We start from the raw sequence: 19,446 nt of genomic DNA, 5'->3' as shown, positions 1-19,446 counted from the left end.
TCACCCCGCGCTTCCGGGACTCGCATGGTGGAAGGTCCTTCCGTCGAGAGCGGTGAGGGCGGCCGGGGTTCCCGGGGGCTTGAGGTCGGCCCAGGGGTGCAGGGCGTAACCGGTCGGCTGGGTGAGGGTGCGGCGCGTGCCCGCCCGGCGCCCGGGGGTCGCGGGACGGGCGAGCCGATCCGCGACCGCGGCCGGTCCGCCGTCCCGGTGCAGCTCGATCAGCTCGGCCAGGTCCCAGGCGGCCGTGCCGGTGATGCTGAAGGCGCGCGGCGGGCGGCGGGTCAGCGTCCCGCGTACGAGCAGCAGGTTGCTGTGGAAGACCGTATGGGCGCAGTGCGCGTGGCTGTCCTCGAAGAACGCCAGGTCGGACAGGCCGGTGGGGTCGTCGAGGGTGGCGAAGATGACGCGCTTGCCGGAGCGGATCGGCGGTGTCTGGGTGGCGACCTTGACCCCGGCGACCAGCACCGTGGCACCGTGCCGCAGCCGGGGCAGATCGGCGGCGGGCGTCGCGCCGATGTCGGCCAGCAGGGCGTGGTGGTCCGCGAGCAGATGGCGGGAGACGTCCATGCCGAGCACGTCCAGCTCGGCGGCGAGCTGCTCGGAGCTGTCCATGGCCGGCAGGCCGGTGAGAGCGGCGGTGCCGCCGCCCGGCTCGCCGCCGTCGCCCATGGGCAGCTGTCCCGTGGCGGAGTCCTGGCCGCGGCCGGAGCGGTGCAACTCGGAGATCCGCAGGAGGAGTTCGCGCCGCACGCCGAAGGAGTCCATCGCCCCGACCTGCGCGAGCCGTTCGGCCAGCGGACGGCTGGGCCGGGCGCGCTGCCAGAAGTCCTTCAGCGAGGTGTAGGGCTGCCCGGCGGTGATGCGGCCGCTCTCGGCCTCGGTGATGCCGCGGACCTGCGAAAGCCCTATCCGTACACCCCACTTGCCGGACACCAGTTCGATTGTGTGTGCGGCCTGGGAGTGGTTGATGTCGGGCAGCAGCAGCGGCACCCCGTGTCGGCGGGCGTCCGCGGCCAGGACGCGCTTGTGGTACATCCCCGGGTCGTGCGTGAGCAGCCCGGCGAGCAGGGCCGCCATCCGGTGGGCCTTGAGCCAGCTCGACTGGTACGCGGGCTGCGCGAAGGCCGCGGCGTGCGCCTTCGCGAAGCCGAAGCTGCCGAAGCCCTCCAGGATGTCCCACACGTCCCGTACGGCCCGCACCGGATAGCCGCGGGTGCGGGCCTGAGCGGCGAACCAGGCCCGCACCCGGCCCTGCCGCTCGGGGTCGGACAGGGCGCGGCGCGCCTCGTCCGCCGTGCCCCGGTCGCAGCCGGTCATCGTCGCCATGATCGCGATGACCTGCTCGTGGAAGACCACCTGCCCCTCGGTCTGGGCCAGGATCGGCTTCAGGTCCGGGTGCGGGCAGTGGGCGCGGGCCCGGCCGTCGCGGGCCTCGATCAGCGGCGCCACCATGTTGGCCGCCACCGGGCCGGGGCGGAACAGGCTGATGTCGAGGGTCAGGTCGTCGAACGACCGCGGCCGCAGGTTCTGGACCAGCTCGCGCTGTCCCGGGCTCTCCAGTTGGAACGTCCCCAGGGTGTCCCCGGACGTGATCATGTCGTACGTGGCAGGGTCGCCCGGCGGCACCTGCGCGGGGTCGTCCAGGTCCAGGTGCTCGCCGGTGACCCGTTCGATCTCGGCGACCGCGTGCGCGAGCGCCGACTGCATGCGGACGCCGATGACGTCGATCTTCGGATGCCCGGTGTCCTCGATGTCCTCCTTGTCGAACTGGGACATGGCGATGTTCTCCACGCTGGTCGGAGCCACCGGGGTGCGCCGCAGCAGTCCCGCGTTGGAGACCAGGAGGCCGCAGGGGTGCATGGCCGCCTCGTGCGGCAGCCCGTCGAGCGCCTCCACCAGCTCCCACAGCCGGCCGTGGTCCTCCGCGGTGACCTCGCGCAGCTCCGGCAGCTCGGCGAGGGCCGCCCGCACGTCCTTCGCCCGGATGTGCGGGAACGCCTTGGCGAGGCGGGCCGCCTTGTCGGGGGCCATGCCCCGGGCCCGCGCCACGTCCTCGATCGCGCCGCGCGCCCGGTACGTCTTGTACACCGCGAGCGTCGCCACCCGGTCGGCGCCGAAACGTTTCCGCACCGCCTGGTAGACCTCCAGGCGCCGCGCCGACTCCACGTCCAGGTCGATGTCGGGCAGCGCGGACCGCCGCGCGGACAGGAACCGCTCCATCAGCAGCCCGTGCGCCACCGGGTCGACCGGGCTGATCCCCAGCAGATGCGTGACCAGCGAGCCCACGCCCGAACCGCGCGCCGCGACCCGGATGCCGAGCGCCTGCGCCTGCGCCGCCACCTCGGCGACGGTCAGGAAGTACCCGGCGAAACCGTGCCCCGCGATGATCCGCAGCTCGTCCTCGAGCCGGTCCCAGCGCCGGACGTCCCGGTGGTAGCCGCGCCCCATCATGCCCGCGGCGCACCGGTCCGCAAGGGCCTTGTCGACCAACTCGGCGCGTGCGCCCACCAGTTCGGACTCCGGGAGGTTCAGCTGCCCGAGCCCGAACGCCTCACCGGGGTCGACCGCGCAGGCCGTGGCCGTCTCCTCGGTCGCCGCGAGCAGCCGCCGCGCGTCCACGCCCCGGCCGCCCGCGGCCTCGGCGATCCGCCCGGCGATCCGCTCCATCTCCCCGGCGTCCTTCAGCCACCGCTGCCCGCCGTCGAGCCGGGACGCGTCCCGGTCGTCGACGGGGACGAGGAGGCGGGCGGAGTCCAGGATGTCGGCGACCTCGCCCTGCCGCGGATCGGCGTAGCGCACGGCGTTGCTCACCACCACCTCCACCCGCTGCTCGGCGGCGAATCCCGCCATCCGCGCGGCAAGGCGCAGCGACCCGGGGCCGGTGCCGGACCGCCCGTGCCAGGACACCTCGACGCGCAGCGACCGGCCGAACCGCTCACGCCACGGGCCGAGCAGCGCCGCGGCCCGGTCCGGGCGTCCCGCCGCCAGGGCCCGCCCCACCTCGGAGTCCGCCCCGAGGAGCACGAACGCCTCGTCCTCCGCGCAGGTCAGGTCCTCCCAGGTGACGCCCTGGTCCGACGCCGCCGTCACCAGACGGCACAGCTCGGCCCAGCCGCGCGCGTCCCGGGCCAGGAACACCGCGCGCAGCGGCGCCTCCGTCACGAACGCGCCGCCCCTGGCGGGGGTCCGCCGCCGCCCGGCCGGTGCCGCTCCCGGCGCCGGTACGCCGGGCACCGCCAGGTCGACCCCGAACAGCGGCCGGATGCCCGACCGCGCGCACGCCTTGGCGAAGCGCACCGCGCCCGCGAGTGAATCCCGGTCGGTCAGCGCCAGGGCGTCGAGCCCCCGCTCGGCGGCCCGCTCGGCGAGCGTGTGCGGATGGCTGGCCCCGTACCGCAGCGAGTAGCCACTCGCCACACGGAGGTGCGTAAACGACATACACACCTCCTGGCTCCCATGACCCCCCTCTGTGTCGTCCGGCTCGCTCGGGCCGCATGAGCACTCTAACTCAATGTTCGCACGTTCGTTCGATAAGCGATCCGGCGAAGCCTTCCGCCCGGCCGCGCCGGGGTCAGGGTCGGGGGGCGGGGGCGGGGTCGATCAGTGATCGGCGATTCCATGAGGGCCTGGATGCCCCCTGTCCTCGACCGGCGTGTCCGGTGGTGAGCGGCAGCGCGTCGCCCCGGCCCGTGCGCTGCTCGCCACCCCCGACGTGCCGCTCCTGGGCGAGGCCACCGCTCGGTTGGGCGGACTGGCCGAGGTGGCCGCGCGCGACTGCATCCGCTCGCGCGCGGCCACCGGCGTCGCGGTGGCGATCGCCCACCGCCTGTCGACCGTGCTCGACGCGGACACCGTCGTCGTCATGGAGGGCGGCCGCATCCGCGCGCAAGGGCGGCGCGAGGAGGTGCTGTGCTCGGACGCGCTCTGCCGCGAACTGGTGGAGTCCCTGCGCATGGCCGCCCCTGCCGAGCCGGAGCGCGACGTACCGCGAGGGGCTGCTTGTCGCCTGCCGGACGGTGCGGCGCAGGATCCGTTTGAGGGAACCGGCGCGGGGGGCGGGTGAGGGTGCCTTGGTTTCATCAACTCGCCCTGCTGGCAGGTGAGTTGGGGATTCTCCGGCTTGAGTCGGGCTCTCCGGCAAGTGGCGTACCTCACACTTGGGGTGGATGGTTTGGGGTCATTTCCACCCTTTCCTCGAAGGTGTCTCGCCGCGACGGCTCGGGCGGCGGAGGCAGGTGTCCCGCGCCGCCCGATTGGGTCGCCGCTGCCCGGGCGCGATACAACGAACGGCATCCCACCCCTCATCCCCACCCCTGACTCCGCCCCTCGGAGAGGACCCGTCATGCCCGCGACCCCGCGCCCCGCCACTCCCGCCCCCCGGAGCCTCGCCGACCTTCCGTTCGCCCACCGCCTCGAGGTGTTCGCGGGGGAGCTCGGGCGGGACGGGGACCATGAGTCCGTGCACTTCGACGGGGGTGACTTCGTCGATCTGGACGGCGGTGGCACCGCGTTCCTGGAGTGCGCCTTCTCCTCGGTGGCCGTCGAGGGCGGGCGGTATCGCCGGGTCCGCTTCACCGATGTCTGGACGTGGCAGACCCGCTGGGTGGGCACCGACCTCGCCGAGACCCAGTGGACGGACTGCGAGTCGGGCGCGGGGCTGCTCGCCGGGGTGGAGCTGTACGGCGCCCGGCTCCGCCGCGTGGTGTTCCACCGCTGCAAGTTCGACTCGGTCAACCTGCGCGCGGCCGAGCTGCGCGATGTCGTCTTCGTGGACTGCCTGCTGCGGGATGTCGACTTCGGCGGCGCGCGCCTCAACGGCGTCGCCTTTCCCGGTACGACGCTGGAGCGTGTCCGCTTCGACGGCGTCACCGTGGACCGGGCCGACCTGAGCGGCGCGGCGGCTCTCGGCATCGCCTCGGGGCTCGAAGGGCTGCGCGGGGCGACGATCAGCGGTATTCAACTGCTTGAGCTGGCACCGGCGTTGGCGGTCATGGCCGGTCTGCGGGTGACGGACGCCTGAGCGCGTACTGGCCCGCTCCGGAGTGGATGACGGGCCAGTCTTGCCGAGGCCGAGGTCCGGCAGGTGCGCCCCGCCCTCGCAGGGGCGGGCGGGAGGCTACTTGTTGATCTTCGTGACCTGGCCGGCGCCCACCGTGCGGCCGCCCTCGCGGATGGTGAAGCGCAGGCCCTCCTCCATGGCGACGGGCTGGATGAGGTTCACCGTCATCTCGGCGTTGTCGCCCGGCATCACCATCTCGGTGCCCTCCTTGAGGGTGACGACACCGGTGACGTCGGTGGTGCGGAAGTAGAACTGCGGGCGGTAGTTGTTGAAGAAGGGGGTGTGGCGGCCGCCCTCGTCCTTGGACAGGATGTACGCGGTGGCCTCGAACTCGGTGTGCGGGGTGACCGATCCGGGCTTGATGATGCACTGGCCGCGCTCGACGTCCTCGCGCTTGATGCCACGGAGGAGCAGACCGACGTTCTCACCGGCCTGGCCCTCGTCGAGCAGCTTGCGGAACATCTCGATGCCGGTGACCGTGGTGGTGGTCTTCTCGGTCTTGATGCCGATGATGTCGACGGTCTCGTTGACCTTCAGGACGCCACGCTCGATACGACCGGTGACGACGGTGCCGCGTCCGGTGATGGTGAAGACGTCCTCGATCGGCATCAGGAACGGCTTGTCGGTGTCGCGCTCGGGCTGCGGGATGTTCTCGTCGACGGCCTTCAGCAGGCCCAGGAGCTTCTCGCCCCACTCCTTGTCGCCTTCGAGCGCCTTGAGGGCGGAGACCTGCACCACCGGGGCGTTGTCCCCGTCGAACTCGTACTCGCTGAGGAGTTCGCGGACCTCCAGCTCGACCAGTTCCAGGATCTCCTCGTCGTCCACCATGTCGGCCTTGTTCAGGGCGACGACGATGTACGGGACGCCGGACTGCCGGGCCAGGAGCACGTGCTCCTTGGTCTGCGGCATCGGGCCGTCGGTGGCCGCGACCACGAGGATGGCGCCGTCCATCTGCGCCGCACCCGTGATCATGTTCTTGATGTAGTCCGCGTGGCCGGGGCAGTCGACGTGAGCGTAGTGACGCGCCTCGGTCTGGTACTCGACGTGCGCGATCGAGATCGTGATGCCGCGCTGGCGCTCCTCGGGAGCCTTGTCGATCTCGTCGAACGGCGTGAACGGGTTCAGGTCCGGGTGCGCGTCGTGCAGCACCTTCGTGATGGCCGCCGTCAACGTCGTCTTGCCGTGGTCGACGTGGCCGATCGTGCCGATGTTCACGTGCGGCTTGGTCCGCTCGAACTTCGCCTTCGCCATGGGGGCGTCTCCTCATACCTGGACAGGTGACGCGCCGACGCGCACCCGCCGTACCGCTGTTGCTGGGGATGACGCACGGGTGCGGCCACCAACTGCCCAACCACTCCACACAGTTCACGACCGCTGGTAGCCGCACTCGTACGTAGGGTGATCATAGGGTTCGCCGGTGCCCACGCGTGCCGGATGCTCGACAACCCGCCATGGCGCGTCCGCCGTCGCTCGCCGTCGACGGCGCCGACGGCGTCGACCGCGCCAGTGATCGCTGGAATTTTTACCCGCGCGTAACTTCACACTTGCACTACCGGCTCGTAATTTAGCGTGACCACGTCAACCTCGTGTCCCGGGTCACAGGGCGATCGTTACCCAGTCCTCGCACTCCCTTGAGCCGCAAGGAGAACACACGATGCTGCCCTGGAGACGAGCGCTGCGCGCGCTCACCGCCGCCCTGATCGTCGCGGGCGCCGCCACGCTCACCCCCACCGCCACGGCCGCCGAATCCGCTCCCTCGCGTACCGCCGCCGCCGTGTCGAGCGGCTGGAACGACTACGGCTGCAAGCCGTCCGCCGCCCACCCCCGCCCGGTCGTCCTGGCCCACGGCACCTTCGGCAACTCCGTGGACAACTGGCTGGTTCTCGCGCCCTACTTGGTCAAGCGCGGCTACTGCGTCTTCTCGCTGGACTACGGCCAGTTGCCCACCGTGCCCTTCTTCCACGGCCTCGGCCCGATCGACAAGTCGGCCGAACAGCTCGACGCCTACGTCGACGAGGTGCTCAAGGCGACGGGCGCCAAGGAGGTCGACATCGTCGGGCACTCGCAGGGCGGCATGATGCCCCGCTACTACCTGAAGTTCCTCGGCGGCGCCGAGAAGGTGAACGCCCTGATCGGCCTCGCGCCCGACAACCACGGCACGACCCTGCTCGGCCTGACCAAGCTCCTGCCCTTCTTCCCGGGCGCGGAGGACCTGCTGTCGACGGCCACCCCCGCACTCGCCGACCAGATCGCCGGGTCGACGTTCCTCGCCAAGCTGAACGCGGGCGGCGACACCGTCCCCGGCGTGCGCTACACCGTGATCGCCACGAAGTACGACGAGGTCGTCACCCCGTACCGCTCGCAGTTCCTGAACGGCCCCGACGTGCGCAACGTCGTCGTGCAGGACCTCTGCGCGGTGGACCTCTCCGAGCACGTGGCGGTGGGCATCCTGGACCGGGTCGCCCACCACGAGGTGGCGAACGCCCTCGACCCGGCCCACGCGAAGCCGACCACCTGCCTGTCGTAGAGCGATCGGCGCGGGGCCGCCGCCGCCCCGCGTCCGGGGTGGCGGCGGCCCTCACCTCTCCCTGGCCGCGGGCGACTTCACGCGGCCAGGGAGGACCAGGTCAGCGGCCGTGGCGCCCGCCGGTGGCCGCGCGGCGGCGGGTCGTCATGAACATCGCGGCCGCGCCGACCGCGAGCACCGCGGCGCCGCCGATCGCGAGGTACGGGGTGGTGCTGTCGCCGCCGGTCTCGGCGAGGTTCTCGTCGGCGGCGACGGGCTTGCCCGCGGCGCCCTTCACCTCGGGCTGGTTCCCGGAGGTGCCGGGCGCGGCCGCCGTGCCGTCCGCTGTGTCCTCGGCGGCCCCGGTGGTCCCCGTGCCCTTGGCGGGCTCGGCCTCCGTGACCTTCGGCCCGGTCTTCGCGTCGCTGTCGCCGTGGCCGCGGTGCTCCACGGACGACTTGTCAGCGCCGTCGGCTATGTCCTTCTCGGAGGGCGCGGAGGCGGTGGGCGCGGCGGCCCCGGCGCCCGAACCGCCGCTGCCCTTGCCGCCGAACACCACGTCGGAGCAGGTGTAGAAGGCCTCGGGGGAGTCGGAACGCTGCCAGATCGAGTAGACCAGGTGGCGCCCGGACTTGGCGGGCACCTTCCCCCGGAAGACGTAACTGCCGTTCTCCAGCTTCGGGTCGGTGACCTTCGCGAAGGGGCGCGCCTCCAGGTCCGACCACTTCAGGGGCTTCTTCGGGTCGTACGAGTCCTTGGTGACGTACAGCTCGAAGGAGCCCCGGTGCGGGGCGGTGGCCCGGTACTTGAAGGTGTGGTCACCGGCGGTGAGCTTGGAGGACGGCCAGTCGGCGCGCGGCAGGTCGAGCCCCTTGTACTTGTCGTTCCCGGCGCTGCACAGCTTCCCGTCCGGGATGATCTCCTTGGACTTGCCCGCGGCGTTGGCGATGTTGACGCCGTTCCAGTCGTACAGCGCCTGCGTCCCGCCGGCCGCCACAAGCGCCTTGCACGCGGCCGACTTCGGCGCCTCGGGCCCCTCCTGGAAACAGGCGGACACCCGGCTCACCGGGTCCGTCATCGACCCGTGCGCGGCGGCGGGCACCGCGGCGAACACCGTCAGGGCGAGCGGGGCGACACCCGCGGTGGCGAGGGCGACGACCTTGCGAGCAGCGGTCATGGGGGATCTCTCCTAGGGCGACGAACAAGTGGGGGCGTGCGGCTCACGAGCCCCCGCGGCGGGCGGGGCACGAACCTCGCGGCGATCAGCAAGCTAGCCGCCGCGAACCCCGAATTCGCCTGCTGGGACCGGCCGGAGGAGATCCTTATGCCGCCGTTAAGGGATGGCTAATCGAGGGCACAGGAAGAGACCTTTGGGACCCCTGCCGGAGCAGGCGCGGAGGGCACGTTCGTCCGTACGAGTCCATGCCAGTCCACCTGATGTCGCGAGGCATGGCTCCCCGTTTGGCTCCCCACAGGGAGTCGATGCCAAGGGGTGGTGACGGCCGAGCGGCCGCTGAGCGTGTGCTTGGCGCCCTGCGATTCAGAGGAACTGCACTGAAGGGCATGGAGACCCGGACAGTTCGTCCGGGTCTCCTCCCGTGGAGCCCTTCACGATCGAGTTGGCGGGCGGCGCAGCCGACTACCCGCCTGTTGACCAGCTCTGTACGGTGAAGCTGGCCCCTACAAACAGGAGGCAGCACGCAATGCGTGGTCTGGGAGATCACCTCAGCATCGGGCAACGGATCGCGTTCTATCGGAAGCGTCGCGGCTATACGCAAGAACTGATACGCCGAATCTGCGACCTCGAAGGAATCCGGCAGCGTGCTGACCAGTGGGGCAGCGGTTGTCAGTGGTCGTCGTTGGTCGCCCTGGGGCGTCCTCCGACGGCCCAGAGACCATAGAGCAGTGGCTCCGGAGGCCGTACCAATAAGGCGGGGCAATGGTGCCCTGACCTGTAGCCGGGCCAGCCGCCGCCATCACGCCCGGGGGATTCACGCACCCCTCACGCACTTTGAAGCCTGCGACCGGAGCTGGGGCCATGCGGTGAAGGGCCCCATAGGATCCCGTGTAGCGAGCCAGTGACCTTGTGGAGGGGAAATGTCCGATTCCATGGAAGTGAGTAAAATCTGGGTCCGCCCGGGATAACGTGCCTGGTCAGCTCCTGGTGGTCCCCGCACGCGCGGGGGTGCTCCCTCCGGAGTGCTCCGCCTGGTTAGTGCCTGTGTGTGGTCCCCGCACGCGCGGGGGTGCTCCCGCGTCCCCGATGCGGTCCGGATCGGCCGCCACGTGGTCCCCGCACGCGCGGGGGTGCTCCCGTCGGCTACCGCATCCGCACCGAGACCCGGAGGTGGTCCCCGCACGCGCGGGGGTGCTCCCTGGCCGGGGCCCGCGCGACGATCGAGCACATGGTGGTCCCCGCACGCGCGGGGGTGCTCCCGCAGCTCGGTCTTGATCGATTCGAACGCGGCCGTGGTCCCCGCACGCGCGGGGGTGCTCCCTACCTGGCCGTGCGCGACGAGGAGACGCAGGAGTGGTCCCCGCACGCGCGGGGGTGCTCCCACCCCGATCCGGATCAGCGTGCCGGACGGGCTGTGGTCCCCGCACGCGCGGGGGTGGTCCCATTTCGCGATACACCAAACGGTCGATGTCACCGTGGTCCCCGCACGCGCGGGGGTGGTCCCGCCCTCTACCCGGACAGCGACCAAGCCCCGGGGTGGTCCCCGCACGCGCGGGGGTGGTCCCACACGTGAGGCCAACGCGCACATCCGCGCCGCGTGGTCCCCGCACGCGCGGGGGTGGTCCCGAGGGCCTGTACGAGTCCACTCAGCTCAGGATGGTGGTCCCCGCACGCGCGGGGGTGGTCCCATCGCGTTGCAGTGGGCTCAGAACACGTCGAAGTGGTCCCCGCACGTGCGGGGGTGATCCCGCACCCCGGTACCGTTCCCGCCAACCAGCGCTGTGGTCCCACCTGCTGTCGTAATCGCCCCGTAGGCTTCGCTCATGGAGAGAGGGGCCATCTCACCCAGAGTGATATGGCGCCAAGCCAGGCTCAAGGAATCGGCCTCAGATGAGCGCCTTACCAGCCAACCGTCCGTAACCGAGTCGCCGCATTACTCTCCCCTCAGCTACACAAGGAAGTTGGGACGTTCCTGCCTGGGGGAAGGACCGACCGGTGAAGCTGACGATCAATCTGGCAGTTCTGTTGGCTGTCGTCCTTGTCATATTCGTACGCCGACGCGTACAGGCCAGAAGTCGGGTCGACCAGACGATGGTGCTGACCGTAGCGGTGACGTTCGGTGTGCTGGTCGCCCCAACTGATTTCGGTCAGGGAATTCTGCGTACCGTTACCGATCTCGCGCAGAGCGTTTCGGATGCGGGCACTCCATGATCTCGGGGTAGTGAAGTAGCCCGGCGGCACCCGGGGGCATCTTTCGACCTTCGCTACTGCCCTGGATTTCGGCCGTGCTCCAGGTAGGCCACCTGACCCTCGCTGCGAGCGATCACGGCAGCCCGGACCCGTCGCGCGAGGCGCGGAATGGTCAGGGAGTCGACGGCGTCGATGCTGTGGAAGGCGTACGCCTTGATCTCGGAACGCTGCAAACGGATCTGTTCCTGAAGCTGCGCGGGTAGATCACCGCCATCGAAGAGATACAGCACCTTGTCGCCTTCAGCAGGGCTGGGGGCCCAGTCGACGGCGAGCAGACGACCGATCCCGGGCGTGATGCCCAGCTCTTCGCGGACCTCCCGCACGCATGCCTGTAGCGGGGACTCACCGGCGTCGACGTACCCACCTGGGATATCCCGGTAGTCCTTGTACGTTGGCTCAAGGAGCATGACGCGGCCATGCTCGTCAAAGAACAGCGCGCCCGCGGCCATACGCGGGCGCGCCATCTTCGCCTCGTGTTCGTTCTCGGTCGCGCTCACGTGACCGAGCCTAACCACCCCACACGACTCGGAGCCTGTCAGCTAGGTCGCCTATGGAACGGCTCGCGTGCATGCTCGCGGGTTGAGTCGGCGACCCGACGCGATGCACCGGTGCCACGTACCCAGGCCGGACAGTCTGTCCCGGCCTTCTTTTCTGAAGCCCTTGACGATGGAGTCGGCCACGGGCAGCCCATAGCTGGCTTCCGGCCTTGTTGACCAGCTCTGTACCGTGAAGTTGGCCCCTGCTAGCAGGAGGCACGCACGCAATGCGTGGTCTGGGAGATCACCTCAGCATCGGGCAACGGATCGCGTTTTATCGGAAGCGTCGCGGCTACACACAGGCGGTGCTCGCTGGCCTGGTCGGTCACAGCACTGACCGGCTTGCGAAGATCGAGACGGGTCGCAGGAAGCCCCCTCGTATCGACATGCTCGCTGAGTTGGCGCGGATTCTGCGGGTCCCCATGGGGGACCTGCTCGGTCAGCCTGTGCTCATGGAAGACGAGCGGCAGCACGACGACGTGCCCGCGGTGCGTGACGCGCTGATGAGCCCGCGTCGACTCTCTCGTCTGCTGTTCGGCCCGGAGGCAGACGTACAACTCCCCACTCCGGCTCCCGTGGCCGTGCGGGTGGAGCGGGCATGGAACGACTGCCAGGGCGGCAGGCTCGGCAGCGTCGTCGCTGCACTGCCCGCGCTCCTGCAGACCGCGCAGGAGCTGGAGGACCGCGCGGCACGGCGCGGCGACGACCGGCGGGATTGCTGGGCAGTGTCGGCCCGCACACACCACCTCGCGGCCACGACACTCGCGAAGATCGGCGAATCAGACCTCTCGTGGCTCGCCGCGGAACGCGCGATGCAAGCGGCTGACTCCTCAGACGACCCGCTCGTGCTCGCTTCGGCAGCACGCTCCGGTACTCACGCCTTGCTGGCCAACGGCCGCTATGAGGCCGCGATGGACTTGGGGCAGACGACCGCGTCCTGGCTCGCTCCGCGCGTGGGTGGGCGAAGCTCCTGCGCATCCCACGGCCCCACCTCTACGCGGGCATCCTGTTCTTCGCGGCGGTCGGCGCGTACGCGGTCGGCGGGGAGGCCCTCGACCTGGTGATCCTCCTCATCATCGGGCTGATCGGGTTCGGCATGCGGCGCTACGGACTGCCCGTGCTTCCCGCCGTCATCGGGGTCATCCTCGGTCCCAGCGCCGAGCAACAACTGCGCCGCGCCCTGCAGATCAGCGACGGCAGCGTCAGCGGGCTGGTGGACACGCCGTTCTCGGTGTGCGTGTACGCCGTCGTCGTGCTCGTCGTGCTGTGGCCGCTGCTGCGGAAACTGGCGCGCGGCCTGCTGAACTCCCGTCGTAACGTGACGGAATGACAGACAGGACCAACACGGCCGAGGGCCCCGGCGCGCACACCCTCCGCCTCGCCGAAGCCGCCGACGTGCCCGCCGTGAAGGCGGTCACCGACGCGGCGTACCGCCACTACATCGAACGCATCGGCCGGGTGCCCGCCCCCATGGAGTCGGACCACGCGGCGAACGTGGCGGCGGGGCGGGTGCACGTCACAGGGGACCCGGTCGTCGGCCTGGTGGTCCTCTACGCCCACGAGGACCACCTCTATCTGGACAACATCGCCGTCCACCCCGACGCGGCCGGGCAGGGCCTCGGGCGCGTCCTCCTCGAATTCGTCGAGGCGCACGCCCGGGCCCTCGGTCTGCCCGAGATCCGGCTCTACACCAACGCCATGATGTGGGAGAACCAGAAGATCTATCCCCGGTTCGGATACGACTTCGTGGAGCGGCGCGTAGAGGGCATCTACGACCGCTTCCACTACCGCAAGCGGCTCACGGACTGAGAGCGGACGCGAGAACGGTCACGAGAAGCGACGAGAGAAGCGACGCGAGAACCGACCGGGAGCGGACTCAGGTGGGCTCGCCCCGGGAGCCGCGGGCGGGGGCCCCTCGGGGGGCTACTCGGTGGGCCACCAGACACGCAGGACGTCTCTGCGGACCTCAGGGCGCTCGCGGGGCAGCCGCTGGGCGCCCTCGCGGGCCTCCCGGCTCTCCCTCGCGCGGCGCGCGGCGGACTTCTCGACGGTCTTGTGCACGGTCACTCGGCGCATGACGGCCTCCCTGCCTACCCGTCCTGCCGTACCCACCAAAGAGCTCGGTGACACAGCGGTAGACCAGTCCGGGGAGCGTTTCTCATCGCGGGCCGATTGTCAGTGGCGGGTGTCACGATCGGCGCATGAGCTTTGACGTGGGCAATCGCGCGGGAGACGACGGTTCGGGCATCGACTGGGACGCGCAGGCCGCCGCGTTCGACGAGGAGCCGGACCACGGCCTGCGCGACCCGCTGGTGCGCGCGGCCTGGGCCGACCGCCTCGCCGACTGGCTGCCGGACACACCGGGCGACGTCCTGGACGTGGGCTGCGGCACGGGCAGCCTGTCACTCCTCGCCGCCGAACGAGGACACCGCGTCACCGCGGTCGACCTCTCCCCGGAGATGGCGACCCGGGCCCGCGCGAAGCTCACCGCCCACGACGCCCGCGTCCTCGTGGGCGACGCGGCCCGACCCCCCGTCGGAGACCACCGCTTCGACGCGATCCTGGCCCGCCACGTCCTGTGGACGCTCCCGGACCCGGACGCGGTCCTGCGCCACTGGCACACCCTGCTCCGCCCCGGCGGCCGCCTCGTCCTCATCGAGGGCGTCTGGGGCACCGTAAGCCCCGTCGGCATCCCCGCCCCCCACCTCATACGGTCCCTGGCCCCCTTGGTCCCCCACACGCACACGGAGCGCCTCTCGGGGGACGCGCGGCTGTGGGGGAGGACGGTGGAGGACGAGAGGTACGTGGTGGTGGGGACGGCGGCACGCGCCGGCCGGCGCGTGCCGCTCCCGGGCGCCCTGCACCACGTGGAGCTGTGGGTGCCCGACCTCAAGACCGCGGAGGCCTCCTGGGGCTGGCTGCTCGGGGAGTTGGGGCACGTCCGCGAACAGGTCTGGGAGCGGGGCCGGAGCCGGCGGCACGGCGACGCGTACGTCGTCCTGGAAGAGTCGCCCGACCTCCGCCCAGGCCCGCACGAACGCCGGGCCCCGGGGATGAACCACCTGGCCTTCCACGTGGCCGACCGGGCCGAGCTCGACCGGCTGGTCGCGCTCGCCCCGGGCCACGGCTGGTCCCAGCTGTACGCGGAGCGGTATCCGCACGCCGGGGGAGAGGGGCAGCACGCGGCGTATCTGGAGGACACGCAGGGGTACGAGGTGGAGCTGGTGGCGCTGCCCCAGGCGGATGCGTGAGCGATCCGCGCCGCGTTCAGTTCGTCCGGGGGAAGTTGCCGCCTTGCTTGGCCAGTTGTTCCAGGTCGTCCAGGGCCGCGAGGGCTGCCGCGGCCGCGGGCGGGTCCGTTTCGGGGAGGGGGCTCGCGGCGAACTCGTCCTCGTCCAGGCGGAGGATCGTGGTGCCGTCCGCCGAGCACCAGAGGTCCAGGTCGAGGTCCTCCACGGTCAGTACGTCGTCCTCGCGCACGGCAGGACGGGTCACGTCGCAGTACCAGCCCTTGAGCGTGCCGTCCGGCGCGTACACCTCCTTCACGGCGTACCAGCGGTCACGCCAGAAGTGCTCGACGAACACGTCGCCGGGCTCGAAGCGCACGAAGCCGAAGTCCCGTACGCCCGCGCCCGCCCAGGGCGCCCGCACCGAGACGCGGGTGCCGTCGTCGGACAGGAGCCGCGCCGGGTAGCGGATCTTCGTGCGGCCCGCCTTGCGCAGGACGACCTCCACGTCGGTGGCGGTGCTCGGCTCAGCCGAGGGTGCGGACATGACGTACCTCCGTGTCACAGATCTCGTAGCCGAACCACTTGTTGATCGCGAGCATCGGCCCGTTGCCCGCGTCGTTGCCGGTGAACGCCTCCGTGAACCCGGCGGCCCGCGCCCGGTGCAGCGAGTCGTTCTTCGCCAGCTTGGCGAGCCCCCGCCCGCGGTGCGCCCGCGCCGTGCCCGTCATCCCGCTCGCGTACCGCGAAGAGTCGTCCGTGCGGGCCAGGCTGAACGCCGCGGGCCGCCCGTCCACCACGGCCACCGTCGTCAGCTCCTGGCTGACCAGGGGATGGCGCCAGGTCTCCGCCAGCCAGTGCTCGTAGTCGGTGAACTCCGCCGCCACGTCGCCCGGTTCGTCCGCGACGGTCTCCGCGTCCAGGTCGAACAGCGGGCGCGGGTCGGCGGCGAACTCGGCGCCGCTGCGCAGCTCCACGCCGGGCGGCGGCGTCGCGAGGGGCGGCAGCTCGCCGTTCGCCAGGTCGAGGCGGAGGAAGTGCGCGGACCGGCTCGCGCGGTAGCCGCGGCGCGCGGCGAACGCGCGGTTCTCCTCGCTGTCCAGGACCCAGGAGTACAGGGCTGTCGCACCCTTGCCCACCAGGTACTCCTCCGCCGTGCGGACCAGGAGCGAACCCGCGCCGACGCCCCGGCGCCCCGGGTGGACATAGACGTTGGCGAAGCTCTGGCCCGGCTCCGGGCTGTCGTACGCCATGCCGGTCTGCGCCGTGCCGACCACCTCGCCGTCGACCTCCGCGACCAACTGGAGGTAGTGCGCGTCGGGATGCGCGTGCGCCGCGTCGAACGCCACGGACGCGGACGTGGCCAGCATGGCGGGCACACAGACGCGGCGGACCGCCGCGAACGCGGAGGCGTCCGCGGGATCGGTGGGGCGCAGGGCGCGGACCAGGACTTCTGTCATGGGGCGGACGGTAGTCGGGGTGCGCGGGAGCCGCCTCTCCTTTTTCCCCGGCGGGGTGCGGGACAATCGCCGCGTGACGCTGAAGATCGTGATCGATGAGGGTGCGGAGGGGCGGGCCACGGCCGCGCCGTACGAGCAGGTGCGGGCGCAGATCGCCGCCCAGGCCCGGAGCGGGAGCCTTCCGGTGGGCTACAAGCTGCCCACCGTGCGGGGGCTCGCCGAGGGCCTCGGGCTTGCCGCGAACACCGTCGCCAAGGCCTATCGGGCGCTGGAGGAGGACGGGGTGATCGAGACCCGGGGGCGCAACGGGACGTTCGTGGCCGCCGCCGGGGACGCGGCGGCCAAGGGGGCCGCGGGCGCCGCGCAGGCCTACGCGGAGCGCGTACGGCGGCTCGGCCTCTCCGAGGAGGACGCGGTGGCCGCCGTCCGGGACGCGCTGCGCGCGGCTTACGGTGCGGCGGGCTGAACCCAGGTCCATGGCCCTCCGGGCGAACCGGACGCCCCCAGCGGGGAGCAGGCCGGGGCGCCCGCGGCGCAGCGGCGGGACAGGGCGGACGCCTACAGGTACAGACCCGCGTCGGCCCCGTCCCGGGCGGACGGAAGCGCGGTCGGCGACTGCCCCCGGCGCAAGGCGTACAGCTCCGCCAAGGTCGCGCCCTCGCGGGAGACGCCCTCGGAGGTGCCGAGCCAGTCGACGGACTCGGTGAGGGTGAGGGGGCCGACCTCGATGCGGGCCAGGCAGCGGCCGGGGCGGACCACGGCCGGGTGGAGGCGCTCCAGGTCCTCGTTGGTGGTGACGCCGACGAGGACGTTGCGGCCCTGGCCGAGCAGTCCGTCCGTGAGGTTGAGGAGCCGGGACAGGGCCTGGCCCGCCGTGTGCTTGGCCTCGCCGCGGATCAGCTCGTCGCAGTCCTCGAGGAGCAGCAGTCGCCAACGCCCCTTCGCCGTGCCGTCGTCCTCGCCGATGGCGATGTCCATCAGATAGCCGACGTCGGTGAACAGCCGCTCCGGGTCGAGGACACAGTCCACCTGGCACCAGTCGCGCCAGGACCGCGCGAGGGTGCGCAGCGCGGACGTCTTGCCGGTGCCGGGCGGCCCGTGAAGGAGCAGGAGGCGGCCGGAGATGTCCTCCGGCGTGGTCTTCATCAGCTTGTCCATGGCGTCGGCGACCGGCGCGGTGTAGTTCTCCCGCACCTCGTCCCACGTACCCGCGGAGATCTGCCGGGTCGTGCGGTGCGGCCCGCGCCGGGGCGAGACGTACCAGAACCCCATGGTGACGTTCTCCGGCTGCGGCTCGGGGTCGTCCTGCGCCCCGTCCGTGGCCTCCTTGAGCACCCGTTCGGCGAGTTCGGCGGTGGTGGCCGTGACCGTGACGTCCGCGCCGCGGTTCCACCGGGACACGAGCAGTGTCCAGCCCTCGCCCTCGGCGAGCGTGGCGCTGCGGTCGTCGTCGCGGGCGGCCCGCAGCACCGTCGCGCCGGGCGGCAGCAGCTCGGAGCCGGGCTTCACGCGGTCGATGTTGGCGCTGTGCGAGAACGGCTGCTCGCCCGTCGCGAAGCGGCCGAGGAACAGCGCGTCCACGACGTCGGACGGGGAGTCGCTGTCGTCGACGTTGAGCCGGATCGGCAGGGCGTCCTTAGGGTTCGCAGACATGCCGCCATGATCCGTCACGGGTGCGCTCTCGTGCACGCGGTTTCCCCACCGCGTCACCCCGCGCGCCGTGGAGCCGGCTGTCGCGCGGAACCGCCCCCACCGCCAGGGCGCGCCGATACGCTTGCCCGTGATGGGACGTCATGGGTGGCAAGTGGATGCACGGCGGTGGCGTCTCACCGCCCTCGTCGGCGTGGCGATGGCCGCGCTGGCCCTGGTCCTGACCATGCTCACCCTGCCCGAGGGGGAGCGCGGCAGCACGGCGGGCACGACGCCGGACGGCGACAAGGTGTACGGCACGCCCGCCCCGACAAGCGGAGAGGCCCGGCCCGAGGTCGGCTGGGGCTTCACCCACACGCAGTACAGCGCCGGCGAAGGAGACGACGCGGCCGTCGGCCGGATCCAGCGGCTGCTCGCCGACCAGCCGCGCCCGCTGCCGCAGATCCAGCACCTCATGGGCTGGGGCGCGGGCAACCCCGAGCCGGTCAAGGGGCGCTACGACTTCGAGGCGATGGACCACCGGATGGACTTGATCCGCGCCACCAAGGGCACGCCGGTGGTCACGCTGTGCTGCGCCCCGGACTGGATGAAGGGCGGCAAGCCGGGCTCCGACAACACGAACTGGAGCCAGGACTCCCTGGAGACCGCGCCCCGGCCCGAGCACTTCGACGACTACGCCGCACTGGCGGCGACCGTCGCCAAGCGCTACCCCGACGTGCGGCACTTCCTCGTCTGGAACGAGTTCAAGGGCTTCTGGAACTCCGCCGAGGCCCGCTGGGACTACGAGGGCTACACCAAGCTCTACAACCTCGTCTACAAGGCCCTGAAGCAGGTCAACAAGGACATCCAGGTGGGCGGCCCCTACCTGGCCATGGACAGCGTCGACCCGCGCGGGTCCGACGACGACTCGGGGTCCGTCGAGGGCCCGTGGGGCCGCCTCGACCAGCGGTCCCTCGACGCCTTCAGGTACTGGAACAAGCACAAGGACGGCGCCGACTTCGTGGTCGTCGACGGCGCCAGCTACACCGAGGACGACGAGCTGCTCCCCGACGAGTTCGGGGCCACCGACAAGCTCACGGCCGTCGGCCGCTGGGTGCGCGGGCAGACCGGCGACCTGCCGCTGTGGTGGGCCGAGTACTACGTGGAGCCGGGCGACCGCCAGGACAACCGCGACGACTGGTCCGAGGCGCGCCGCGTCGCCGTGCACGCCTCCGGACTCATGGCGATGGCGCGCGGCGGCGCGACCAGCGGCTTCTACTGGAACCCGCAGAAGCGGGAGGGGAGTTGCGCGGGCTGCCTCTGGAGCCCCACCCAGAGCGCCGACGGCGGCCGCGAACGGCCCGTCCTGCGCCTCCTCGCCCGCTTCTCGGAGGCCTTCCCGCCCGGTACCCGCTACGAGAAGGTGGACATCGCCAAGGACGACACGCCGAACGTCCGCGTGCTCGCCGACGACAAGGCCGTGCTCGTGGTCAACACCCTGGACCGGAAGATCAGCGCGAAGGTCGACGGCAAGCGGTTCGACATGGCCGGGTACGAGGTGAAGTGGCTGACGCGGTGAGCGACGTCACCGCGTGAGCCCCT

Annotated in this window: 17 protein-coding genes, 1 pseudogene and 1 CRISPR repeat array; of the genes and pseudogenes, 10 read left to right on the top strand and 8 right to left on the bottom strand. The window is 71.5% G+C overall.

What is annotated here, in order from left to right:
* A complete protein-coding gene (locus ACZ6BG_RS27125; protein WP_469006031.1) occupies positions 1-3,438 on the bottom strand; it encodes a DNA polymerase III subunit alpha in 3,438 nt (1,145 codons plus the stop codon).
* A gap of 214 nt (positions 3,439-3,652) precedes the next feature.
* On the opposite strand from ACZ6BG_RS27125, the gene ACZ6BG_RS27120 reads away from it, so the two are divergent.
* Together ACZ6BG_RS27120 and ACZ6BG_RS27115 are read left to right on the top strand one after the other, a co-directional pair.
* Positions 3,653-4,063: a P-loop NTPase family protein gene (locus ACZ6BG_RS27120; RefSeq protein WP_469006029.1), complete on the top strand. Its 411-nt coding sequence runs from the start codon at positions 3,653-3,655 to the stop codon at positions 4,061-4,063.
* Positions 4,064-4,342: 279 nt separating this feature from the next.
* Positions 4,343-5,020, top strand: a complete 678-nt coding sequence (locus ACZ6BG_RS27115; RefSeq protein WP_469006027.1) for a pentapeptide repeat-containing protein — start codon at positions 4,343-4,345, stop codon at positions 5,018-5,020.
* A gap of 96 nt (positions 5,021-5,116) precedes the next feature.
* Here ACZ6BG_RS27115 and tuf read toward each other — a convergent pair whose 3' ends face one another.
* On the bottom strand, positions 5,117-6,310 hold the full coding sequence (tuf, locus tag ACZ6BG_RS27110) for an elongation factor Tu (RefSeq protein ID WP_469006025.1): 1,194 nt from the start codon (positions 6,308-6,310) through the stop codon (positions 5,117-5,119).
* A gap of 403 nt (positions 6,311-6,713) precedes the next feature.
* On the opposite strand from tuf, the gene ACZ6BG_RS27105 reads away from it, so the two are divergent.
* Entirely contained in the window at positions 6,714-7,586 is an 873-nt protein-coding gene (locus ACZ6BG_RS27105) for an esterase/lipase family protein (RefSeq protein WP_469006023.1), read from the top strand.
* 100 nt (positions 7,587-7,686) lie between these two features.
* Here the strand turns inward: ACZ6BG_RS27105 and ACZ6BG_RS27100 are convergent, their stop codons facing one another.
* Positions 7,687-8,742: a lytic polysaccharide monooxygenase auxiliary activity family 9 protein gene (locus ACZ6BG_RS27100; RefSeq protein ID WP_469006021.1), complete on the bottom strand. Its 1,056-nt coding sequence runs from the start codon at positions 8,740-8,742 to the stop codon at positions 7,687-7,689.
* Positions 8,743-9,729: 987 nt separating this feature from the next.
* Positions 9,730-10,491: a CRISPR direct-repeat array (repeat unit 29 nt; unit sequence GTGGTCCCCGCACGCGCGGGGGTGCTCCC).
* A gap of 246 nt (positions 10,492-10,737) precedes the next feature.
* Between ACZ6BG_RS27100 and ACZ6BG_RS27095 the strand changes: the two genes are divergently transcribed.
* A complete protein-coding gene (locus ACZ6BG_RS27095) occupies positions 10,738-10,953 on the top strand; it encodes a hypothetical protein (RefSeq protein ID WP_469006018.1) in 216 nt (71 codons plus the stop codon).
* Between the two features lie 53 nt (positions 10,954-11,006).
* On the opposite strand, the gene ACZ6BG_RS27090 is transcribed toward ACZ6BG_RS27095, so the two are convergent.
* Entirely contained in the window at positions 11,007-11,456 is a 450-nt protein-coding gene (locus tag ACZ6BG_RS27090; RefSeq protein ID WP_469006222.1) for an NUDIX domain-containing protein, read from the bottom strand.
* Between the two features lie 299 nt (positions 11,457-11,755).
* Between ACZ6BG_RS27090 and ACZ6BG_RS27085 the strand changes: the two genes are divergently transcribed.
* The 3 genes and pseudogenes from ACZ6BG_RS27085 (at position 11,756) to ACZ6BG_RS27075 (ending at position 13,337) form a co-directional block, all read left to right on the top strand.
* Entirely contained in the window at positions 11,756-12,592 is an 837-nt protein-coding gene (locus tag ACZ6BG_RS27085) for a helix-turn-helix domain-containing protein (protein ID WP_469006016.1), read from the top strand.
* A pseudogene (locus ACZ6BG_RS27080) lies at positions 12,487-12,858 on the top strand (tripartite tricarboxylate transporter permease); the annotation flags it as partial. The gene ACZ6BG_RS27085 and the pseudogene ACZ6BG_RS27080, both read left to right, overlap by 106 nt.
* Positions 12,855-13,337 (top strand): GNAT family N-acetyltransferase, encoded by a 483-nt coding sequence (locus tag ACZ6BG_RS27075; protein ID WP_469006014.1) that lies wholly within the window; start codon positions 12,855-12,857, stop codon positions 13,335-13,337. The pseudogene ACZ6BG_RS27080 and the gene ACZ6BG_RS27075, both read left to right, overlap by 4 nt.
* Before the next feature lie 114 nt (positions 13,338-13,451).
* Here ACZ6BG_RS27075 and ACZ6BG_RS27070 read toward each other — a convergent pair whose 3' ends face one another.
* A complete protein-coding gene (locus ACZ6BG_RS27070; RefSeq protein WP_385721620.1) occupies positions 13,452-13,604 on the bottom strand; it encodes a hypothetical protein in 153 nt (50 codons plus the stop codon).
* A 125-nt stretch (positions 13,605-13,729) separates the two neighbouring features.
* On the opposite strand from ACZ6BG_RS27070, the gene ACZ6BG_RS27065 reads away from it, so the two are divergent.
* Entirely contained in the window at positions 13,730-14,779 is a 1,050-nt protein-coding gene (locus ACZ6BG_RS27065) for a methyltransferase domain-containing protein (RefSeq protein ID WP_469006012.1), read from the top strand.
* A gap of 16 nt (positions 14,780-14,795) precedes the next feature.
* Here the strand turns inward: ACZ6BG_RS27065 and ACZ6BG_RS27060 are convergent, their stop codons facing one another.
* Entirely contained in the window at positions 14,796-15,302 is a 507-nt protein-coding gene (locus ACZ6BG_RS27060) for a ribonuclease FAU-1 family protein (RefSeq protein WP_469006009.1), read from the bottom strand.
* On the bottom strand, positions 15,283-16,215 hold the full coding sequence (locus ACZ6BG_RS27055) for a GNAT family N-acetyltransferase (protein WP_469006007.1): 933 nt from the start codon (positions 16,213-16,215) through the stop codon (positions 15,283-15,285). The genes ACZ6BG_RS27060 and ACZ6BG_RS27055 overlap by 20 nt, the downstream gene beginning before the upstream one ends.
* Positions 16,216-16,288: 73 nt before the next feature.
* Here ACZ6BG_RS27055 and ACZ6BG_RS27050 point away from each other — a divergent pair, with 73 nt between their 5' ends.
* Positions 16,289-16,681 carry a GntR family transcriptional regulator gene (locus ACZ6BG_RS27050; RefSeq protein ID WP_469006005.1) on the top strand — a complete coding sequence of 131 codons (393 nt, stop codon included), beginning with the start codon at positions 16,289-16,291 and terminating at the stop codon, positions 16,679-16,681.
* Positions 16,682-16,773: 92 nt separating this feature from the next.
* On the opposite strand, the gene ACZ6BG_RS27045 is transcribed toward ACZ6BG_RS27050, so the two are convergent.
* Positions 16,774-17,868, bottom strand: coding sequence for a DUF5925 domain-containing protein (locus ACZ6BG_RS27045; RefSeq protein ID WP_469006003.1), 1,095 nt, complete (start codon positions 17,866-17,868; stop codon positions 16,774-16,776).
* A 130-nt stretch (positions 17,869-17,998) separates the two neighbouring features.
* Between ACZ6BG_RS27045 and ACZ6BG_RS27040 the strand changes: the two genes are divergently transcribed.
* Positions 17,999-19,423, top strand: coding sequence for a GH39 family glycosyl hydrolase (locus tag ACZ6BG_RS27040; protein ID WP_469006001.1), 1,425 nt, complete (start codon positions 17,999-18,001; stop codon positions 19,421-19,423).
* The last annotated feature ends 23 nt before the right edge of the window (positions 19,424-19,446 follow it).

Source organism: Streptomyces sp. NPDC041205 (genome assembly GCF_055591765.1).
The sequence above is the reverse complement of the archived record's forward strand: the minus strand, read 5'-3'. Positions and strand labels throughout refer to the sequence as shown.